Annotated in this window: 18 protein-coding genes; 5 read left to right on the top strand and 13 right to left on the bottom strand. The window is 50.9% G+C overall.

Annotation, left to right across the window (positions count from 1 at the left end; all coding sequences use genetic code 11):
- On the bottom strand, positions 1 to 434 hold a 434-nt coding region (locus ACOTX2_RS06645; protein ID WP_421625906.1), incomplete at its 3' end, for a TonB N-terminal domain-containing protein.
- 221 nt (positions 435 to 655) lie between these two features.
- Between ACOTX2_RS06645 and ACOTX2_RS06640 the strand changes: the two genes are divergently transcribed.
- Positions 656 to 952, top strand: coding sequence for a YciI family protein (locus ACOTX2_RS06640; protein ID WP_003856755.1), 297 nt, complete (start codon positions 656 to 658; stop codon positions 950 to 952).
- Between the two features lie 33 nt (positions 953 to 985).
- On the opposite strand, the gene leuE is transcribed toward ACOTX2_RS06640, so the two are convergent.
- The 4 genes from leuE to ACOTX2_RS06620 form a co-directional block, all read right to left on the bottom strand.
- Positions 986 to 1621 carry a leucine efflux protein LeuE gene (leuE, locus tag ACOTX2_RS06635; RefSeq protein WP_063147217.1) on the bottom strand — a complete coding sequence of 212 codons (636 nt, stop codon included), beginning with the start codon at positions 1619 to 1621 and terminating at the stop codon, positions 986 to 988.
- Positions 1622 to 1688: 67 nt separating this feature from the next.
- A complete protein-coding gene (locus tag ACOTX2_RS06630; RefSeq protein ID WP_023300275.1) occupies positions 1689 to 2099 on the bottom strand; it encodes an Exc2 family lipoprotein in 411 nt (136 codons plus the stop codon).
- 11 nt (positions 2100 to 2110) lie between these two features.
- Positions 2111 to 2239 (bottom strand): KPN_01571 family protein, encoded by a 129-nt coding sequence (locus ACOTX2_RS06625; RefSeq protein WP_209662595.1) that lies wholly within the window; start codon positions 2237 to 2239, stop codon positions 2111 to 2113.
- Between the two features lie 118 nt (positions 2240 to 2357).
- Positions 2358 to 2531, bottom strand: coding sequence for a YciY family protein (locus ACOTX2_RS06620; protein ID WP_017384232.1), 174 nt, complete (start codon positions 2529 to 2531; stop codon positions 2358 to 2360).
- A gap of 143 nt (positions 2532 to 2674) precedes the next feature.
- Here ACOTX2_RS06620 and cls point away from each other — a divergent pair, with 143 nt between their 5' ends.
- Positions 2675 to 4135: a cardiolipin synthase gene (gene cls / locus ACOTX2_RS06615; protein ID WP_022648349.1), complete on the top strand. Its 1461-nt coding sequence runs from the start codon at positions 2675 to 2677 to the stop codon at positions 4133 to 4135.
- A 33-nt stretch (positions 4136 to 4168) separates the two neighbouring features.
- Positions 4169 to 4498: an HI1450 family dsDNA-mimic protein gene (locus tag ACOTX2_RS06610; RefSeq protein WP_006810881.1), complete on the top strand. Its 330-nt coding sequence runs from the start codon at positions 4169 to 4171 to the stop codon at positions 4496 to 4498.
- A gap of 31 nt (positions 4499 to 4529) precedes the next feature.
- On the opposite strand, the gene ACOTX2_RS06605 is transcribed toward ACOTX2_RS06610, so the two are convergent.
- From ACOTX2_RS06605 to ACOTX2_RS06575, 7 genes are all read right to left on the bottom strand, one after another.
- On the bottom strand, positions 4530 to 5366 hold the full coding sequence (locus tag ACOTX2_RS06605; RefSeq protein ID WP_003856745.1) for an ion transporter: 837 nt from the start codon (positions 5364 to 5366) through the stop codon (positions 4530 to 4532).
- Positions 5367 to 5412: 46 nt separating this feature from the next.
- Entirely contained in the window at positions 5413 to 6417 is a 1005-nt protein-coding gene (gene oppF / locus ACOTX2_RS06600; protein ID WP_022648351.1) for a murein tripeptide/oligopeptide ABC transporter ATP-binding protein OppF, read from the bottom strand.
- Positions 6414 to 7427 (bottom strand): ABC transporter ATP-binding protein, encoded by a 1014-nt coding sequence (locus ACOTX2_RS06595; RefSeq protein ID WP_017384234.1) that lies wholly within the window; start codon positions 7425 to 7427, stop codon positions 6414 to 6416. The genes oppF and ACOTX2_RS06595 overlap by 4 nt, the downstream gene beginning before the upstream one ends.
- Positions 7428 to 7438: 11 nt before the next feature.
- Positions 7439 to 8347 carry an oligopeptide ABC transporter permease OppC gene (gene oppC / locus ACOTX2_RS06590; protein ID WP_015570372.1) on the bottom strand — a complete coding sequence of 303 codons (909 nt, stop codon included), beginning with the start codon at positions 8345 to 8347 and terminating at the stop codon, positions 7439 to 7441.
- A 12-nt stretch (positions 8348 to 8359) separates the two neighbouring features.
- On the bottom strand, positions 8360 to 9280 hold the full coding sequence (oppB, locus tag ACOTX2_RS06585; protein WP_003856738.1) for an oligopeptide ABC transporter permease OppB: 921 nt from the start codon (positions 9278 to 9280) through the stop codon (positions 8360 to 8362).
- Positions 9281 to 9362: 82 nt separating this feature from the next.
- Positions 9363 to 10994 carry an oligopeptide ABC transporter substrate-binding protein OppA gene (gene oppA, locus ACOTX2_RS06580; RefSeq protein WP_023300277.1) on the bottom strand — a complete coding sequence of 544 codons (1632 nt, stop codon included), beginning with the start codon at positions 10992 to 10994 and terminating at the stop codon, positions 9363 to 9365.
- A gap of 769 nt (positions 10995 to 11763) precedes the next feature.
- Entirely contained in the window at positions 11764 to 12411 is a 648-nt protein-coding gene (locus ACOTX2_RS06575; RefSeq protein ID WP_017384236.1) for a YchE family NAAT transporter, read from the bottom strand.
- Between the two features lie 480 nt (positions 12412 to 12891).
- Between ACOTX2_RS06575 and adhE the strand changes: the two genes are divergently transcribed.
- Positions 12892 to 15573 (top strand): bifunctional acetaldehyde-CoA/alcohol dehydrogenase, encoded by a 2682-nt coding sequence (adhE, locus tag ACOTX2_RS06570; protein WP_063147215.1) that lies wholly within the window; start codon positions 12892 to 12894, stop codon positions 15571 to 15573.
- A gap of 69 nt (positions 15574 to 15642) precedes the next feature.
- Here the strand turns inward: adhE and tdk are convergent, their stop codons facing one another.
- A complete protein-coding gene (gene tdk, locus ACOTX2_RS06565; protein WP_032622434.1) occupies positions 15643 to 16257 on the bottom strand; it encodes a thymidine kinase in 615 nt (204 codons plus the stop codon).
- Positions 16258 to 16807: 550 nt separating this feature from the next.
- On the opposite strand from tdk, the gene hns reads away from it, so the two are divergent.
- Positions 16808 to 17221: a histone-like nucleoid-structuring protein H-NS gene (hns, locus tag ACOTX2_RS06560; protein WP_003856724.1), complete on the top strand. Its 414-nt coding sequence runs from the start codon at positions 16808 to 16810 to the stop codon at positions 17219 to 17221.
- The last annotated feature ends 149 nt before the right edge of the window (positions 17222 to 17370 follow it).

The raw sequence follows: 17370 nt of genomic DNA, 5'->3' as shown, positions 1-17370 counted from the left end.
TTTGTCGCGGTCGTGGTGTTATTCATCAGCGGACGTGACGGGGCGGCATTTTCAACCGGCTGCGTGGCGCGTGGCTCAACCGGACGCACTTCGCGTTTCGGACGCTCTTCCACCTTTTTGACCGGCTTGGGTTTTGGCTTCGGCTTAGGTTTCGGCTCTGGCTTATGGATCACCACCGGCGCTTCTTTTGGCGGTTCAGGAATCGGCTCGGGTTCCGGCTCGGGTTCAACAACGGGCTGTGGCGGCGGCGGCGCAACCTGCGGCGGTTCAAGATCCGCGGGCGATACCATGGTCACAGAAATTGGCTGCGCTGGCGCTGGCATTTCAATAACCTGATGAACCGAGGTATAGAGCAGACCCGCCACGACAGCACCGTGAATAACGACGGAAAGCAGCGTCGGCCATGGAAAGCGGCGAGGTAAATCAAGGGTCATCGAAGTCATAATCATCAACGTTAAAAAACCGAACCTCGATTTTAAATGCAAATAGCAATCATATTCAATAAGACACTTTGTCCTGGCGCAATTTAAGCGTATATGAGGGCAAAAAAGGGGCATCCAGATCAGGGTTTTAACATTGTTATTATCTTTACATTGCAGTCATTTGTGCTTTCACATAACGTAAATGTCACTTTTACCGGTTAAGGAGCTTTGCCGTGCTTTATGTGATTTACGCTGAAGATGTACCTGATTCTCTGGAAAAACGTCTTTCCGTTCGCCCTGCCCATCTGGCGCGTTTACAGCTGCTACAGGATGAAGGTCGGTTGCTGACCGCAGGCCCGATGCCTGCCGTTGACAGCAACGATCCGGGAGCAGCGGGTTTTACCGGCTCCACGGTGATTGCCGAGTTTGAATCTCTGGAAGCCGCGCAGGCCTGGGCAGAAGCAGACCCGTACGTCGCAGCCGGCGTGTACGAGAAAGTCACGGTTCGCCCGTATAAAAAAGTGTTCTGAAACGAAAGGCTCCCTCGGGAGCCTTTTCTTCATTCAGTGCAGCGACGCCAGCCTCGCCGCAAATCCAACAAACAGCAGGCCTATCAACCCATTCCCCAGCTTCGCCAGTTTCTTTTTGGTTTTCAGGTAACGCGTGACAAACGCGCCTGAGAAAATCAGGAAGCTCATGTACATGAAGCTGATCAGCTCAAGCGTTGTGGCGAGGATCAGGAACGACGTGCCGGTATTCTTCGCATTGACATCAATGAACTGCACGAAGAACGATACGTAAAAGAGAATCGCTTTCGGGTTCGTCAGGCTCAGCACCAGCGAACGCTTAAGGATCGCGCTTGCCGGTTCGGCGCTACTTACGTGCGCATTTTTTTGACGTGTCATAACGGACCAGAGCATTTTTCCGCCGAGCCACAGCAGATAAAACGCCCCAAGATAGCGGACAATATTAAATAATACCGGAGTGGTCTGGATCAACGCGGCGACGCCCGCCCAGGCCAGAAACATCAGCACGGCATCACCAATAAACACACCGGTGGCTGCCAGATAGCCTTTCTTAACGCCGTGGCCAATCCCTGTTTTCAGCACAAACAAGGTGTTCGGTCCTGGAACCAGCACGATAAAAAATGCGCCGACAACATAGGTCCAGAAATTCAGTACACCAAACTCCGCAAACACGTCTCACTCCTTTTGCTCAAAAACAGCGGGGATACCGGTAATAACGGTATCCCCTGAATCAGTTGCGCTATTGTACGCCGTTATAGCCATCAAGATAAGTCGCGGCCAGTTCGTTACCAAATAATATGGCGTCTTTACTGTCCATGTCCGAAGACCATTTATCCTTCGCGTTGCCTGCGTACAATTCCTGCGACTTCGCATTTTCTTTCAGCTGATCGCGAATGCTTTGCGCGTATTCACTGGCTTCAGCCTGAGTCCGCCCTTCCGCACGGTCAGCTTTGCCCCGGGCATAAAGCTCGCGGAACTGCGCTACGTTCAGGTGATAATTTTTCTGCACGCTGGAGGTGTAATTGCCGCCAGTAAAGCTGGACTGATGCGACACGAAATAAAACGCGTGCCGTTCGGGTGAGGTTTTGCTACTGGCACAACCGCTTAATATTGCAATCCCGAAGAGTGCTGCCATCACTTTTACGTTCATCCTTTTTTCCTTTAATAAAGCCAATGTATTCCCCACGCAAAAACATAATCTGCCAATGAGGAAAATGACGAAAGTCCTAAACCTTCCCTGAGCGCATCCAGCGCCAAAAGTGCAATAAAAATCCAGAGATAAGGATTCATCTTTTAATATCATGACGTTATGGGGACGTAGTATATCGTGGAAAGCAGACGGGAGGAGACTGCAAAAATTGATAGTCTGGATGTTTAATGGGCACCTTTACGGTGCCCCTCATGCTTTTCAGATATCCTGGACCGCGAACAGCAGCGCGTTACGGTGTCTGTTCAGGCCACATTTTCTGATGGCGTGGATACGCATATTGCGGCGGGATTGTGCTTCCAGCCAACGAGCCTTACGACGACTCACCTGTCGCAACATGCGCCAGCGCCCTACTTCAGTTCTACTGCGCTTCATGTCTACAACTCTTTCTCTAACAGAGATGCCATTATATGCTTAAGCAGGCGGCAAACCAGCGCTTTTATCTGCCGTTTTTATTTGCCAGATGAATCCTGATGCGTAAACTCATAACAATACGCTTTCAAAAGGATTTTTTATTTATGACAACCTTCTACACCGTGGTGAGTTGGCTGGTCATTTTAGGATACTGGCTGTTAATTGCCGGGGTGACGTTGCGCATTCTGATGAAACGCAGAGCGGTACCTTCCGCCATGGCCTGGCTTCTGATTATCTACATTCTGCCGCTGGTGGGCATCATCGCCTATCTCTCTTTCGGTGAACTTCATCTGGGTAAACGCCGGGCCGAACGCGCCCGTGCCATGTGGCCCTCCACGGCAAAATGGCTTGCCGACCTTAAAGCCTGCAAGCATATCTTCGCCGAAGAGAACAGCAGCGTGGCCGCATCTTTGTTCAAGCTGTGCGAACGCCGCCAGGGCATTGCTGGGGTAAAAGGCAATCAGCTGCAACTGATGACCTCTTCCGATGACGTGATGCAGGCGCTGATCCGTGATATCCAGCTCGCCCGGCATAATATCGAGATGGTGTTTTATATCTGGCAGCCGGGCGGCATGGCGGACCAGGTCGCCGAATCGCTGATGGCCGCTGCACGTCGCGGTATCCACTGCCGCCTGATGCTGGACTCCGCCGGCAGCGTGGCCTTTTTCCGTAGCCCGTGGGCAGGCATGATGCGCAACGCCGGTATCGAGGTGGTCGAGGCGCTGAAAGTGAATCTTATGCGCGTCTTTCTGCGCCGCATGGATCTTCGTCAGCACCGGAAAATGGTCCTGATCGATAACTATATCGCCTACACCGGCAGCATGAACATGGTCGACCCCCGCTTCTTTAAACAGGATTCTGGCGTGGGGCAATGGATCGATTTGATGGCTCGCATGGAAGGCCCGGTGGCAACCTCTATGGGCATCGTCTATTCGTGCGACTGGGAAATTGAAACCGGTAAACGCATTCTTCCCCCGCCGCCGGATGGCAATATCATGCCGTTTGAGGAAGCCAGCGGGCACACTATCCACACTATCGCCTCCGGTCCTGGCTTCCCGGAAGATCTGATCCATCAGGCACTGCTTACCGCCGCGTACTCCGCGCGGGAATATCTGATCATGACCACGCCCTATTTCGTCCCCAGCGACGACCTTCTGCACGCCATCTGTACAGCGGCACAGCGCGGAGTGGATGTGAGCATTATTATGCCGCGCAAGAACGATTCGCTGCTGGTCGGGTGGGCAAGTCGCGCGTTCTTTAGTGAGCTGCTGGCCGCGGGCGTTAAAATCTATCAGTTCGAAGGCGGTCTGTTACACACCAAGAGCGTGCTGGTAGACGGAGAGCTGAGCCTGGTGGGTACCGTCAACCTCGATATGCGCAGTCTGTGGCTAAATTTTGAAATTACGCTGGTCATTGATGACGCCGGTTTCGGCGGCGATCTGGCGGCGGTTCAGGATGATTATATCTCCCGCTCACGCCTGCTGGACGCCAGACTGTGGGCGAAACGTCCGCTGTGGCAGCGAATTGCCGAACGACTGTTTTACTTCTTTAGTCCGTTGCTGTAAAACGTGCCCAACGATGTTTAACAGGTAGTCATCATGGAAATGGATCTGAACAATCGCCTGACCGAAGACGAAACGCTCGAACAGGCCTACGATATTTTTCTCGAGCTGGCGGTCGATAATCTCGACCCTGCTGACGTCATTCTTTTCAACCTGCAATTTGAAGAGCGTGGCGGTGCTGAGCTGTTCGATCCGTCTGAAGACTGGGCCGAACACGTCGATTTTGATCTCAACCCGGACTTCTTCGCTGAGGTGGTAATTGGCCTGGCAGATGAAGACGGCGGAGAAATTAACGACATCTTTGCCCGCGTCCTGCTGTGCCGCGAGAAAGACCATAAGCTGTGCCATATTCTCTGGCGCGAATAATAAAAAAGGCTGCCCGCGCAGCCTTTTTTATTTAATCCGGCAAGGCATTTCCACAGCGGTGACAAAACCGCGCCCCGGGTTCATGATTTCCCTGCTGACAATTCGGACATTTGCGTTGCTGCTTGCTGTTCTGGAAGGCGCTGCTCATATGGGTGGTAATTAGCCCCGTCGGTATCGCTATCACCGAATAACCGATCAGGATAAGAACCGATGCCACAATACGTCCGAGCGGCGTATGCGGTGTAATATCGCCATAGCCCACGGTGGTCACCGTGACGATAGCCCAGTAAACCGACGCATTAAGCGTGGTAAACCCGTATTTTGGCCCTTCGATTAAATACATCAGGGAGCCAAAAACGATCATCACGATAGCAATAAACGAATAGAAGAGAATAAGCTGGTGGCGGGCGCTGACAATGGCGACCCAAAAAACCCTCAGCGACGGCATAAAGCGCAGCAGCTTCAGAATTCGTAACACACGAATCGCCCGCATTGCGCGCCAGGCAAACACATAATTCAGGCTGATCTCAGGCCACAGCCACATGACATACAGCGGCAGGATAGTGGCTAAATCAATAAATCCCCAGAAGCTGAAAACGTATTTCGCCGGATTTGGCCAGCTAATGACCCTCAGCACATACTCTGCGGTAAACACCAGCGTGACGATCAATTCCAGCCAGACAAAAACGTGCCACTCCTCATACGTCATGTGGTACTGCGTTCCGGCACCGGATTCGATAAAGATAATAATGACGCTAATCAGCGCAAATAAGCCACACAGACCCTCGAAACGGCGACCGGAAACCGTTTCTGGATCAAATAAAAGGTGATAAAGCCGCTGACGGGCCGACGTGAATAATCGCGACACATTAACCTCGAAAAAATAAGGGCTGACATCATGTCAGCCCTTGCGATTATAACGGGTCTACTTTCAGGCAGGAAACCGCATGTCGGAAACTGCCCTCCAGAACCGGCCGTGTTTTTGCACATTCCGGCCCGGCTATTGGGCATCGCGTACGGAATACGCAGCCTGAAGGCGGGTTGATTGGCGAAGGCAGTTCACCTTCCAGAAGCTGAATGGTTTTATTTTTTTCCAGATCGGGATCCGGAACGGGAACCGCAGACATCAGCGCTTTGGTATAAGGGTGCAGCGGATTATGGTACACCTCATCATACGTGCCCAACTCCACGGCGTGGCCCAGATACATGACCAGCACACGGTCTGAAATGTGTTTTACCACCGCCAGATCGTGGGCGATGAAGATCAGCGACAGCCCCATTTCCCGTTGCAGTTTCTGTAGCAGGTTAACCACCTGGGCCTGGATGGAAACGTCCAGCGCCGAAACCGGCTCATCACAGATAATCAGTTTCGGTTCAAGGATCAACGCGCGTGCGATACCGATACGCTGGCACTGACCGCCGGAAAACTCGTGAGGGTAGCGGTTGATGAGGTTAGGCAACAGACCCACCTTCAGCATCATCGCTTTCACCCGATCGCGAACTTCCTGGCGCGGCATCTTCGGATGATAGGTGCGCAGCGGCTCGGCAATGATTTCGCCAATGGTCATACGCGGATTCAGGGACGCCAGAGGATCCTGGAAAATCATCTGGATATCACTGCGAACATTGCGCCATTCATCCGGCTTCATCCCCAGCAGATCTTTGCCAAGCCAGGCCACTTTCCCGTCGGTGGCTTTCACCAGGCCGATGATCGCACGCGCAAATGTCGACTTGCCGCAGCCGGATTCGCCCACCACGCCCAGGGTCTCCCCTTCGTACAGGCGTAGCGTGACGCCATCCACCGCTTTCAGGGTTTTGGCAGGCTGCCAGAACCACTGTTTACCGTCTTTGATATCGAAATGGACCTTCAGGTCAGCGATTTCGAGCAGCACATTTCTTTTTTCGTCGATTGCGTTCATACCAGCTCCTCCAGCGGCTTAAAGCAGGCGCGTAGACGGCCTGGGGCAAACGCTTCCAGCGGCGGTGCGCTGTTACAGATTTCCATCGCATGCGGACAGCGTGGCTGGAACGGGCAGCCTTTTGGCAAACGCAGCAGGTTTGGCGGGTTGCCCGGGATAGTCAGCAGCGACTCCCCTTCCGCATCGAGGCGCGGTACGGCATTCAGCAGCCCGATAGAGTACGGGTGGGCTGGCTGGTAGAACACATCGCGGGCATTACCGTATTCCATCGTGCGGCCTGCATACATGACTAACACTTTGTCGCAGATCCCGGCAACGACGCCTAAATCGTGGGTGATCATGATGATGGCGGTGTTGAACTCACGCTTCAGCTCGTTCAGCAACGTCATGATCTGCGCCTGGACGGTCACGTCGAGAGCGGTGGTTGGTTCATCAGCGATCAGCAGTTTTGGCCGGCAAAGCAATGCCATCGCGATCATGACGCGCTGGCGCATACCGCCGGAGAATTCGTGCGGATACATGCGCATGCGCTTGCGTGCCTCAGGCATTTTCACCGCATCCAGCATTTTGACGGACTCTTCAAACGCTTCGGCTTTGCCCAGCCCCTTGTGGAGCATCAGCACTTCCATCAGCTGTTCACCCACCCGCATATAGGGGTTCAGGGAGGTCATCGGATCCTGGAAAATCATTGAAATCTGCTCGGCGCGCAGCTTGTTCAGCTCATGTTCCGGCAAGTTCAGGATCTCTTTCCCGTTAAACGTCGCCGAACCACCTATCACGCCGTTTGACGCCAGCAGGCCCATCAGTGCGAATGCGGTCTGGGATTTACCGGAACCGGATTCGCCCACAATGCCCAGCGTTTCACCGGCACGCAAGTCGAAGTTGAGATCGTTAACGGCAGTCACATCACCGTCGGGGGTTTTAAACGTCACGCGGAGGTCTTTAACGTCCAGCAGTGCGCTGGTCCGCTGTTGCGCCTGTGGCGCGGTTGCCGTTTCAATAATGGTCATGACGGCGCTCCTTAACGGTCTTTCGGGTCGAGGGCATCACGCAGGCCATCGCCGATAAAGTTGAAACAGAACAGGGTGACGACCAGGAAGCCCGCCGGATACAGCAGTAACCACGGTGACACTTCCATGGAGTTTGCGCCGTCACTTAACAGAGCGCCCCAGCTACTCAACGGCTCTTGCGTACCTAATCCCAGGAAGCTCAGGAAAGATTCAAACAAGATCATACTTGGCACCAGCAGGGAGGCGTATACCACCACCACGCCCAGCACGTTAGGAACGATATGACGCACCACAATATTGGCGGTAGAAACGCCACCAACCTGTGCGGCTTCGATAAACTCCTTACGTTTAAGGCTCAGCGTCTGGCCGCGCACAATACGCGCCATATCCAGCCAGGACACCATCCCGATCGCCACGAAGATCAGCAGGATATTTTGACCAAAGAAGGTCACCAGCAGAATGACGAAGAACATGAACGGGAAGGAGTTCAGGATTTCAAGCATACGCATCATCACGGAGTCCACTTTCCCGCCGAGGTAACCGGAAAGCGAACCGTAAAGCGTGCCGACAATTACCGCCACCAGCGCCGCTGCGATGCCAACCATCAGGGAGATACGGCCGCCAATCGCCACACGCACCAGCAAATCACGCCCGGAGGAGTCGGTACCGAAATAGTGCCCGGATTCCATATCCGGCGCGCTGGACATCATGCCCCAGTCCGTATCGAAATAGGTGAACTGAGAGAGCATTGGCGCAAGGGTTACGAAAAGCGCGATAAGCACCAGCACGACCAGGCTGGCAACGGCGGCACGGTTATGCATAAAACGACGGCGGGCGTCCTGCCAAAGGCTACGACCTTCGACCTCCAGCTTTTCACTGAAGTTTTCCAGCGCCTCGCTGTTTTTCTTACTCAACATCATGGCGTGCTCCAGTTAGTAACGGATTTTCGGATCGATAACGGCATACAGCACATCGACAACGGCATTAAACAGAATGGTCAGCGCGCCCACGAGGATCGTCAGGCTCAGCACCAGCGAATAGTCTCGGTTAAGCGCCCCGTTAACAAACAACTGCCCGATGCCCGGCAGGCCATAAATGGTTTCAATCACCATTGAACCCGTAATAATGCCGACGAATGCAGGACCCATATAGGAGAGCACCGGTAACAGTGCAGGCTTGAGAGCGTGACGGAAAATAATCCGGCGCATCGGCAACCCTTTCGCTCGGGCGGTACGGATAAAGTTCGAATGCAGGACTTCAATCATTGAACCACGCGTAATACGGGCGATACTGGCAATGTAGGCCAGAGATAATGCCACCATCGGCAATATCATGAACTTCAGCGCCCCGCCATTCCAGCCGCCCCCGGGCAGCCATTTAAGGGTTATCGCGAATATCATGACCAGCAACGGCGCGACAACGAAGCTGGGGATAACCACCCCGGTCATTGCGACCCCCATTACGGCGTAATCCCATCGGGTATTTTGTTTTAGTGCGGCGATAACGCCCGCAGTGACACCGAGAACAACGGCCAGGATAAATGCAGCAGCCCCTAATTTAGCCGATACCGGGAAGCTGGACGCCACCAGGTCGTTAACGGAATAGTCTTTATATTTGAATGACGGACCAAAATCACCGTGTGCAAGTTGCTTCAGATAGTTGAAGTACTGCGTAGTGATAGGATCGTTTAAATGATATTTCGCTTCGATGTTGGCCATAACTTCTGGCGGAAGCGTGCGTTCACCGGTAAAAGGACTGCCCGGCGCAAGACGCATCATAAAGAAGGAAATTGTAATTAGAATAAATAACGTTGGAATCGCTTCAAGACAGCGACGCAGGATAAATTTCAACATTGCCCGTACCTTCTGGCGTGTGCCTGATGAATGTTACAAAATAGACACAGTGGGGCAAGCTCGCTCGCCCCACGTATTGCCATTAATGCTTGATAATATAAAGATTCTTAACGGAAATATTATCCAACGGGTCTTTACCGGTATAACCCCCTACCCATGGTTTCACGAGGCGGGCGTTAACGTAGTAGTAAACCGGAACGATCGCAGAGTCTTTATCGAGCTGTTGTTCTGATTTCGCGTACAGATCGGCGCGCTGGGCGTCATCTGCCACTTTCAGGGTATCGCCAATCAGCTTATCAAACGCCGGGCTCTTATAGTGTGCGGTATTGTTCGAACTGTCGCTGAGCATGGTGTTCAGGAATGAGGTCGGTTCGTTATAGTCCGCACACCATCCTGCACGTGCCACGTCAAAGGTTCCCTGATGGCGCGTATCGAGGAAGGTTTTCCATTCCTGATTTTCCAGCTTCACGTTCACGCCGAGATTTTTCTTCCAGATTGACGCGACGGCAATAGCCAGTTTTTTATGCAGATCGGAGGTGTTGTACAGCAGACTAAACGTCAGCGGCTTGTCGGCGGTATAGCCCGCTTCAGCCAGCAGCTTTTTCGCTTCTTCATTACGTTTTTCCTGGGACCATTTGAACCATTCAGGTTCAACCAGCTTCATACCGTCGGTGTAAGGCGGGGTGTAGCTGTAAGCCGGCAGGTCGCCCTGATTCTTCACTTTATTCACGATAATGTCGCGATCCAGAGCCAGCTTCAGTGCGGTACGAACACGTACGTCGGTGAACGGTGCTTTCTGGTTGTTAATTTCATAATAGTAGGTGCACAGATACGGATCGACGTGAACTTCTTTCGGGATCTCTTTTTTCAGCTTCTGGAACAGTTCAATCGGCATGTTGTTATAGGTCATGTCGATTTCGCCGCTGCGGTAGCGGTTTACGTCCGTTACCTCAGAAGAGATTGGCAGGTAGGTGACCTGATTGATAACCGTCTTGGCATTATCCCAATACTGCGGGTTGCGCTCCAGCACCATACGCTCGTTAACGACCCAGTCCTTCAGCTTATATGCACCGTTGGTCACGATATTCGCAGGCTGCGTCCATTTTTCACCAAATTTTTCTACCGCGGATTTTGGTACCGGAGAAACGGACGGGTGAACCAGCAACTTATAGAAGTACGGAACAGGTTCGCTCAACGTCACTTCAAAAGTGTTGGCATCGATGGCTTTTACGCCCAGGTCGGTTACTGGCTTTTTACCCGTGATGATGTCATCAATATTGGCGATATGGCCATACTGGAGGTAACTCGCGTACGGGGAGGCGGTATTCGGATCCGCCAGACGCTGCCAGCTATAGACGAAATCTTCGGCGGTAACCGGCGTACCGTCAGACCATTTGGCATCTTTACGCAGATGGAAGGTCCAGACTTTAAAATCTTTGTTGTCCCATTTTTCCGCCACGCCCGGAGCCGGGTGGCCGTCTACGTCAGTCACCAGCAGACCTTCAAACAGATCGCGGTTAACGTTAGACTCTGGAACACCTTCAATTTTGTGCGGATCAAGAGACTGCACTTCCGCACCGTTATTACGTACCAGCGTTTGCTTCTCAGCCAGCTGAACACCAGCAGGAACGTCCGCAGCCATTGCAGCGTTGCCCGCGATTAGCGCAGTTAAAATCCCCGCCGCTACCAGACTTTTTTTTGTGATGATGGACATTGTGTTGATACTCCACTCATTATTATGACTGGCCTTCGCCAGTTGTGTAATCCCCTGTTGGGGCCTGTACAGCGCAGGAGTTTTTTTTGCTGCTGTCAGGTTCTTTTTTTACTTCTTGCTATCATCGACTTCATTATTACTGACCGCTCGTACGGCGATCTTGCGTCGATTCTTTACACCTCTCCCCTGTCAGTGAGGTGTGCTGGAAAGCTTAAGTGAGGTCTATATGAAAATAGTTCTCATCAACTTGTTTAATGCCGCAAAATATAAGGCCGGAAAGTACCAAATGGTGCCAACTCTCGCCAATACATTTTGCAAATTTGTTAAGCATTTCTCTTTTACGGAGTCAGGCGTAGCTATGCCGCCGACCACCTTTCACGCCAAAAACAAGTAAAACCCTTACAATACATTCAGTTGTAGAGTTCTCTCGTGACTGGTGCGATGACATGACAAATTCGGACGATTTTTCACGAAAATTTAACATCTGGTTATTATTTAGCACATTCGTCTGGGTCAGCGTCGAAATTACTAATATCATTTCGGTTATCTGTCAGCAAGCCCCAGAGTATCATGTGAGTAAAATAACAGAGCGTTTGAAGGATTTATGGGCAGAGAAGCAAACTGAAAATAAACAACCTCTTGAAAATCAACAAAAGAGGGTTATTAGTAGAACTTATTATGGCTGGTGCGTATTTCAACTTTATTTATATGATTTGCTGATATTCACGTAAAAAAACGGAGCCGCTGGCTCCGCTCTTTCAAACGAAAGTCAGTGTACTAATCCGGGGAATATACTTTTTATACCGGTAACGATAAATTCGATGCCTAACGCCATTAACAACAGACCCATGATACGGGTAATCACGTTGATGCCCGTTTGTCCCAGCAAACGAACCAGCCATGGCGCCATACGAAATACGCCCCAGCAGCAAAGTGCGAACAGGGCAATGGCGACAGAGAAGCCAATCAGGTGCATCAGGCTGTGATAGCGTGTTCCCCATACAATGGTAGAACTGATTGCCCCCGGGCCCGCCATCAGCGGCAGTGCCAGTGGCACCACGCCGATGCTCTCGCGGATAGCTGTCTCTGATTTTTCCTGCTTATTCTGTTTATCCTCCCCCAGCTTGCCGCTGATCATCGACATGGCAATCGTCACCACCAGGATCCCGCCTGCTATTCGGAACGAATCAATCGAGATGCCGAAGACCTGAAGAATGGCGTCCCCCAGATAAAGAGACGTAAGCAAGATAATCGCCACCGACAGGTTTGCCGTCAGGTTGGTTTTATTTCGCGCGGCGGCTGTCTGATAGCTGGTCATACTGATGAAGACAGGGATAATCCCTACCGGGTTGACCAGGGCAAACAAGCCAATAAAAAACTTGAAATATGTAGGGAAATCAAAGAGCGTTTGAATCACATTAAGCTCCGCAATTAAGCATGGTCAGGGAGAGACAGCGTGTAATGATAAATCCGCGCTGAAGATACGCTTTTTAGCCGCACACTTCACCAGAAATCTGTTCTAAAACGTTATCAATTCATGATGTTAAACATTTGTATACTCAATGATAGCGCCACTTCCAATAGTTACTTAATTATTTAACACTGGAATAATTAGCACAAAATAACCCTGCTGAAAGGTATCAGCTTAGGACAAAATTGATCTTGATCATAATTTTCGTACTCAGAAGTGAGTAATCTTGGTTACGCCGCCAGGGAGATCACCTATCAAAAAGGTATGATGCTAAGGTAAGGCTCTTTTAGTAAATTAGTGAGCGGAAGCAGTGAGTAATCCTTTGTTTTACTGTGTGTTACGCAAGTGGGATCGGCTCTGACTATACTGTCAGACGTATCGAGCGCTGGTTTACTAAAAGAGTTTAAACATTATCAGGAGAGCATTATGGCTGTTACCAATATCGCTGAACTGAACGCCCTCGTCGAGCGCGTGAAAAAAGCCCAGCGTGAATATGCCAATTTCACCCAAGAACAGGTTGATAAAATCTTCCGCGCGGCCGCTCTGGCTGCTGCAGATGCTCGAATCCCTCTCGCTAAAATGGCCGTTGCCGAATCCGGTATGGGTATCGTTGAAGATAAAGTGATCAAAAACCACTTTGCTTCAGAGTATATCTACAACGCCTATAAAGATGAGAAAACCTGCGGTGTGCTGTCAGAAGACGACACTTTTGGCACCATCACTATCGCTGAACCCATCGGCATTATTTGCGGTATCGTTCCAACCACTAACCCAACCTCTACCGCCATCTTCAAATCTCTTATCAGTCTGAAAACACGTAACGCAATCATTTTCTCCCCGCATCCACGTGCGAAAGACGCCACCAACAAAGCAGCGGATATCGTGCTTCAGGCTGCCATTGCTGCGGGTGCGCCAAAAGATCTGATCGGTTGGATCGACCAACCTTCTGTTGAACTGTCCAATGCCCTGATGCATCACCCGGACATTAACCTAATCCTGGCGACCGGCGGTCCTGGTATGGTTAAAGCAGCATACAGCTCCGGTAAACCAGCCATCGGCGTAGGCGCAGGTAATACTCCTGTTGTGATCGACGAAACGGCAGATATCAAGCGTGCAGTTGCCTCTGTGCTGATGTCGAAAACCTTCGATAACGGCGTTATCTGTGCATCTGAACAGTCTGTTGTCGTGGTTGATTCGGTATACGACGCCGTTCGTGAACGTTTCGCCAGCCACGGCGGCTACCTGTTGCAAGGTAAAGAACTGAAAGCCGTTCAGGACGTGATTCTGAAAAATGGTGCACTGAACGCAGCTATCGTAGGTCAGCCAGCGTATAAAATCGCTGAACTCGCCGGCTTTAGCGTCCCTGCTTCCACCAAGATTCTGATTGGTGAAGTGAAAGTCGTTGATGAAAGTGAGCCGTTTGCTCACGAAAAACTGTCCCCGACACTGGCAATGTACCGTGCGAAAGATTTCGATGACGCGGTAGAAAAAGCAGAGAAGCTGGTGGCGATGGGCGGTATCGGCCACACCTCTTGCCTGTACACCGACCAGGATAACCAGCCAGAGCGTGTTGCTTACTTCGGTCAGAAGATGAAGACGGCACGTATCCTGATCAACACCCCTGCTTCTCAGGGTGGTATCGGTGACCTGTATAACTTCAAACTCGCACCTTCCCTGACTCTGGGTTGTGGTTCCTGGGGTGGTAACTCCATCTCTGAAAACGTTGGTCCAAAACACCTGATCAACAAGAAAACCGTTGCTAAGCGAGCTGAAAACATGTTGTGGCACAAACTTCCGAAATCTATCTACTTCCGCCGCGGCTCTCTGCCAATCGCGCTGGACGAAGTGATTACTGATGGCCACAAACGTGCGCTCATCGTGACTGACCGTTTCCTGTTCAACAATGGCTATGCAGACCAGATCACCTCTGTTCTGAAAGCGTCTGGCGTCGAAACTGAAGTCTTTTTTGAAGTTGAAGCTGACCCAACCCTGAGCGTTGTACGTAAAGGCGCTGAACTGGCTAACTCCTTCAAACCTGATGTGATCATCGCACTGGGTGGCGGTTCCCCAATGGACGCCGCGAAAATTATGTGGGTCATGTACGAGCATCCGGAAACCCACTTCGAAGAACTGGCGCTGCGCTTTATGGATATCCGTAAACGTATCTACAAGTTCCCGAAAATGGGCGTGAAAGCGAAAATGATCGCCGTCACCACCACTTCCGGTACCGGATCAGAAGTGACGCCATTTGCTGTTGTGACTGATGACGCAACGGGTCAGAAATATCCGCTGGCTGACTACGCACTGACGCCAGATATGGCTATCGTTGACGCCAACCTGGTCATGGAAATGCCGAAATCACTGTGTGCGTTCGGTGGTCTGGATGCGGTAACTCACGCCCTGGAAGCTTACGTTTCCGTACTGGCTTCTGAGTTCTCTGACGGTCAGGCTTTACAGGCACTGAAACTGCTGAAAGAAAACCTGCCAGCTTCTTACAACGAAGGTTCGAAAAACCCTGTAGCTCGTGAACGTGTACACAGTGCGGCAACCATCGCGGGCATTGCATTTGCTAACGCCTTCCTGGGTGTCTGTCACTCCATGGCGCACAAGCTGGGTTCACAGTTCCACATTCCTCACGGTCTGGCGAACGCCCTGTTGATCAGCAACGTTATCCGCTATAACGCCAACGACAACCCAACCAAGCAGACTGCATTCAGCCAGTACGACCGTCCGCAAGCTCGTCGTCGCTACGCTGAAATCGCAGACCACCTGGGTCTGAGCGCACCGGGCGACCGTACTGCAGCGAAGATCGAGAAACTGCTGGCATGGCTGGAAAGCCTGAAGGCTGAACTGGGTATTCCTAAATCTATCCGCGAAGCAGGCGTTCAGGAAGCTGACTTCCTCGCTCACGTAGATAAGCTGTCTGAAGATGCATTCGATGACCAGTGTACTGGTGCTAACCCGCGCTACCCACTGATTTCCGAACTGAAACAGATCCTGCTGGATACCTATTACGGTCGTAACTTCACTGAAAGCGATGTCGCTGCCGTAAAAGTTGACATCCCCGCAGTTGTAAAGGCTGACAAGAAAGCGAAGAAAAATGCTTGATTGACAGTGTGAAAAAAAACCCGCCGCTGGCGGGTTTTTTTATATCTGAGGATCCGTAAGACATTTTTTTTATTTGCGATTGTCGCCCTGTAACGCCGTCAGCGAGCCTACAGCCAGCGCCTCTTTATAATGCTTGCGGCAGACCGAGACATAACGTTCATTGCCCCCTATCACCACCTGCTCGCCATCAGCATAAGGCTTACCCGACTGGTCCAGGCGAAGAACCATACTTGCCTTGCGGCCACAAAAGCAGATAGTTTTCAGCTCAACCAGCTTATCCGACCAGGCGAGCAGATACTGGCTACCGGCAAATAACTCACCGCGAAAGTCAGTGCGTAATCCATAGCAAAGAACGGGAATATCCAGCTCATCAACGACCTCTGAAAGCGCATGGACCTGCTCGCGGGTCAGGAACTGGCTTTCATCTACCAGCACGCAATGGACAGGCTTAGAGGCATGCTGGGCACGAATGTCCTCAAGCAGGTCCGTTTCAGGGTTAAACAGCCTTGCAGGCGACGAGAGCCCTATTCTTGAGCTTACCTTCCCTGCCCCAAAGCGATCGTCGATTTCGGCGGTATAAACAACGGTACGCATCCCCCGCTCCTGATAATTGTATGAGGATTGCAGTAACGCCGTCGATTTCCCTGCATTCATTGCCGAATAGTAGAAATAAAGTTGTGCCATTGGCCGAAGAATCCTAATCAATGTGTAATATTCCCGATGGATCATTGTACCATATTTTGTATTGTCATCAGCGGCGGGCTGCGTGCTCCAGGCTGTTCTGCACCAATAAACTCTTCGTTGATAGCGCAAAATAATGCGTTAAAACAGACAGTAAAGGCTTTTAGCACGGACAATAAGGCGAGCTCGACACCGGAGATAACACTTCTTTTTATAGTGGCTTCTGCAATCTTTAAAATTCACTATTTATTAACTATTCTTCTGTTCGCTGCGCTTAGCCGGAGTAATACGAAAGGCTGATATTTATCAACCGCAACTATAATTCCTGAGGTAAAAGTCACAAAACAAACATGCAAATGACGCGCTTTTGCCGTTTGAAACGATATCTCATCGCCCCAGCAAACAATGAAATTTAAGTTAGCGTAATTAATAATAGCGTCATTAATTTTGTATTTTTTGAATTCCTTACATTCCAACCTATTGCACAAGTGAAATTAACGCTCTATTATTAGGACAACAAACCCACCCCCATTATAAGTTTGAGATTACTACAATGAGCGAAGCACTTAAAATTCTGAACAACATCCGTACTCTTCGTGCGCAGGCAAGAGAATGTACCCTCGAAACGCTTGAAGAGATGCTCGAAAAATTAGAAGTTGTCGTTAACGAACGTCGTGAAGAAGAAAGCGCAGCAGCGGCTGAAATCGAAGAACGTACACGTAAACTGCAACAGTATCGCGAAATGCTGATTGCCGATGGTATCGATCCAAACGAATTGCTGAACAGCATGGCTGCGGCTAAAACCGGTACCAAAGCAAAACGCGCAGCACGTCCTGCTAAATATAGCTACATCGACGAGAACGGCGAAGAGAAAACCTGGACCGGCCAGGGTCGTACTCCTGCTGTAATCAAGAAAGCTATGGACGAACAAGGTAAACAACTGGATGACTTCCTGATCAAGGATTAATCTGGAAAGATTCTGAAAAATCCCGCTTAATGCGGGATTTTTTATGCCCATAATATTCCCCAAACATCTCCTTACATTCTGTCATATTGCCTGGCTCACTATTTAACGTCCTTGACAATCTCCAGCCAATTACGGATCGACAGGCATAA

Origin of the sequence: Enterobacter cloacae complex sp. IR5412 (assembly GCF_049237385.1) — a bacterium.
Lineage (GTDB): Bacteria > Pseudomonadota > Gammaproteobacteria > Enterobacterales > Enterobacteriaceae > Enterobacter > Enterobacter intestinihominis.
Note: the sequence above shows the minus strand (reverse complement) of the source record. Positions and strands in the feature narration are given on the sequence as shown.

What these genes read in the sequence shown, in the direction of transcription:
- ACOTX2_RS06630 (WP_023300275.1), bottom strand. Translation starts at nt 2,099, where the DNA reads ATGAACGTAAAAGTGATGGCAGCACTCTTCGGGATTGCAATATTAAGC.
- ACOTX2_RS06625 (WP_209662595.1), bottom strand. Translation starts at nt 2,239, where the DNA reads ATGAATCCTTATCTCTGGATTTTTATTGCACTTTTGGCGCTGGATGCG.
- ACOTX2_RS06620 (WP_017384232.1), bottom strand. Translation starts at nt 2,531, where the DNA reads ATGAAGCGCAGTAGAACTGAAGTAGGGCGCTGGCGCATGTTGCGACAG.
- cls (WP_022648349.1), top strand. Translation starts at nt 2,675, where the DNA reads ATGACAACCTTCTACACCGTGGTGAGTTGGCTGGTCATTTTAGGATAC.
- ACOTX2_RS06610 (WP_006810881.1), top strand. Translation starts at nt 4,169, where the DNA reads ATGGAAATGGATCTGAACAATCGCCTGACCGAAGACGAAACGCTCGAA.
- oppF (WP_022648351.1), bottom strand. Translation starts at nt 6,417, where the DNA reads ATGAACGCAATCGACGAAAAAAGAAATGTGCTGCTCGAAATCGCTGAC.
- ACOTX2_RS06595 (WP_017384234.1), bottom strand. Translation starts at nt 7,427, where the DNA reads ATGACCATTATTGAAACGGCAACCGCGCCACAGGCGCAACAGCGGACC.
- oppC (WP_015570372.1), bottom strand. Translation starts at nt 8,347, where the DNA reads ATGATGTTGAGTAAGAAAAACAGCGAGGCGCTGGAAAACTTCAGTGAA.
- oppB (WP_003856738.1), bottom strand. Translation starts at nt 9,280, where the DNA reads ATGTTGAAATTTATCCTGCGTCGCTGTCTTGAAGCGATTCCAACGTTA.
- oppA (WP_023300277.1), bottom strand. Translation starts at nt 10,994, where the DNA reads ATGTCCATCATCACAAAAAAAAGTCTGGTAGCGGCGGGGATTTTAACT.
- adhE (WP_063147215.1), top strand. Translation starts at nt 12,892, where the DNA reads ATGGCTGTTACCAATATCGCTGAACTGAACGCCCTCGTCGAGCGCGTG.
- tdk (WP_032622434.1), bottom strand. Translation starts at nt 16,257, where the DNA reads ATGGCACAACTTTATTTCTACTATTCGGCAATGAATGCAGGGAAATCG.
- hns (WP_003856724.1), top strand. Translation starts at nt 16,808, where the DNA reads ATGAGCGAAGCACTTAAAATTCTGAACAACATCCGTACTCTTCGTGCG.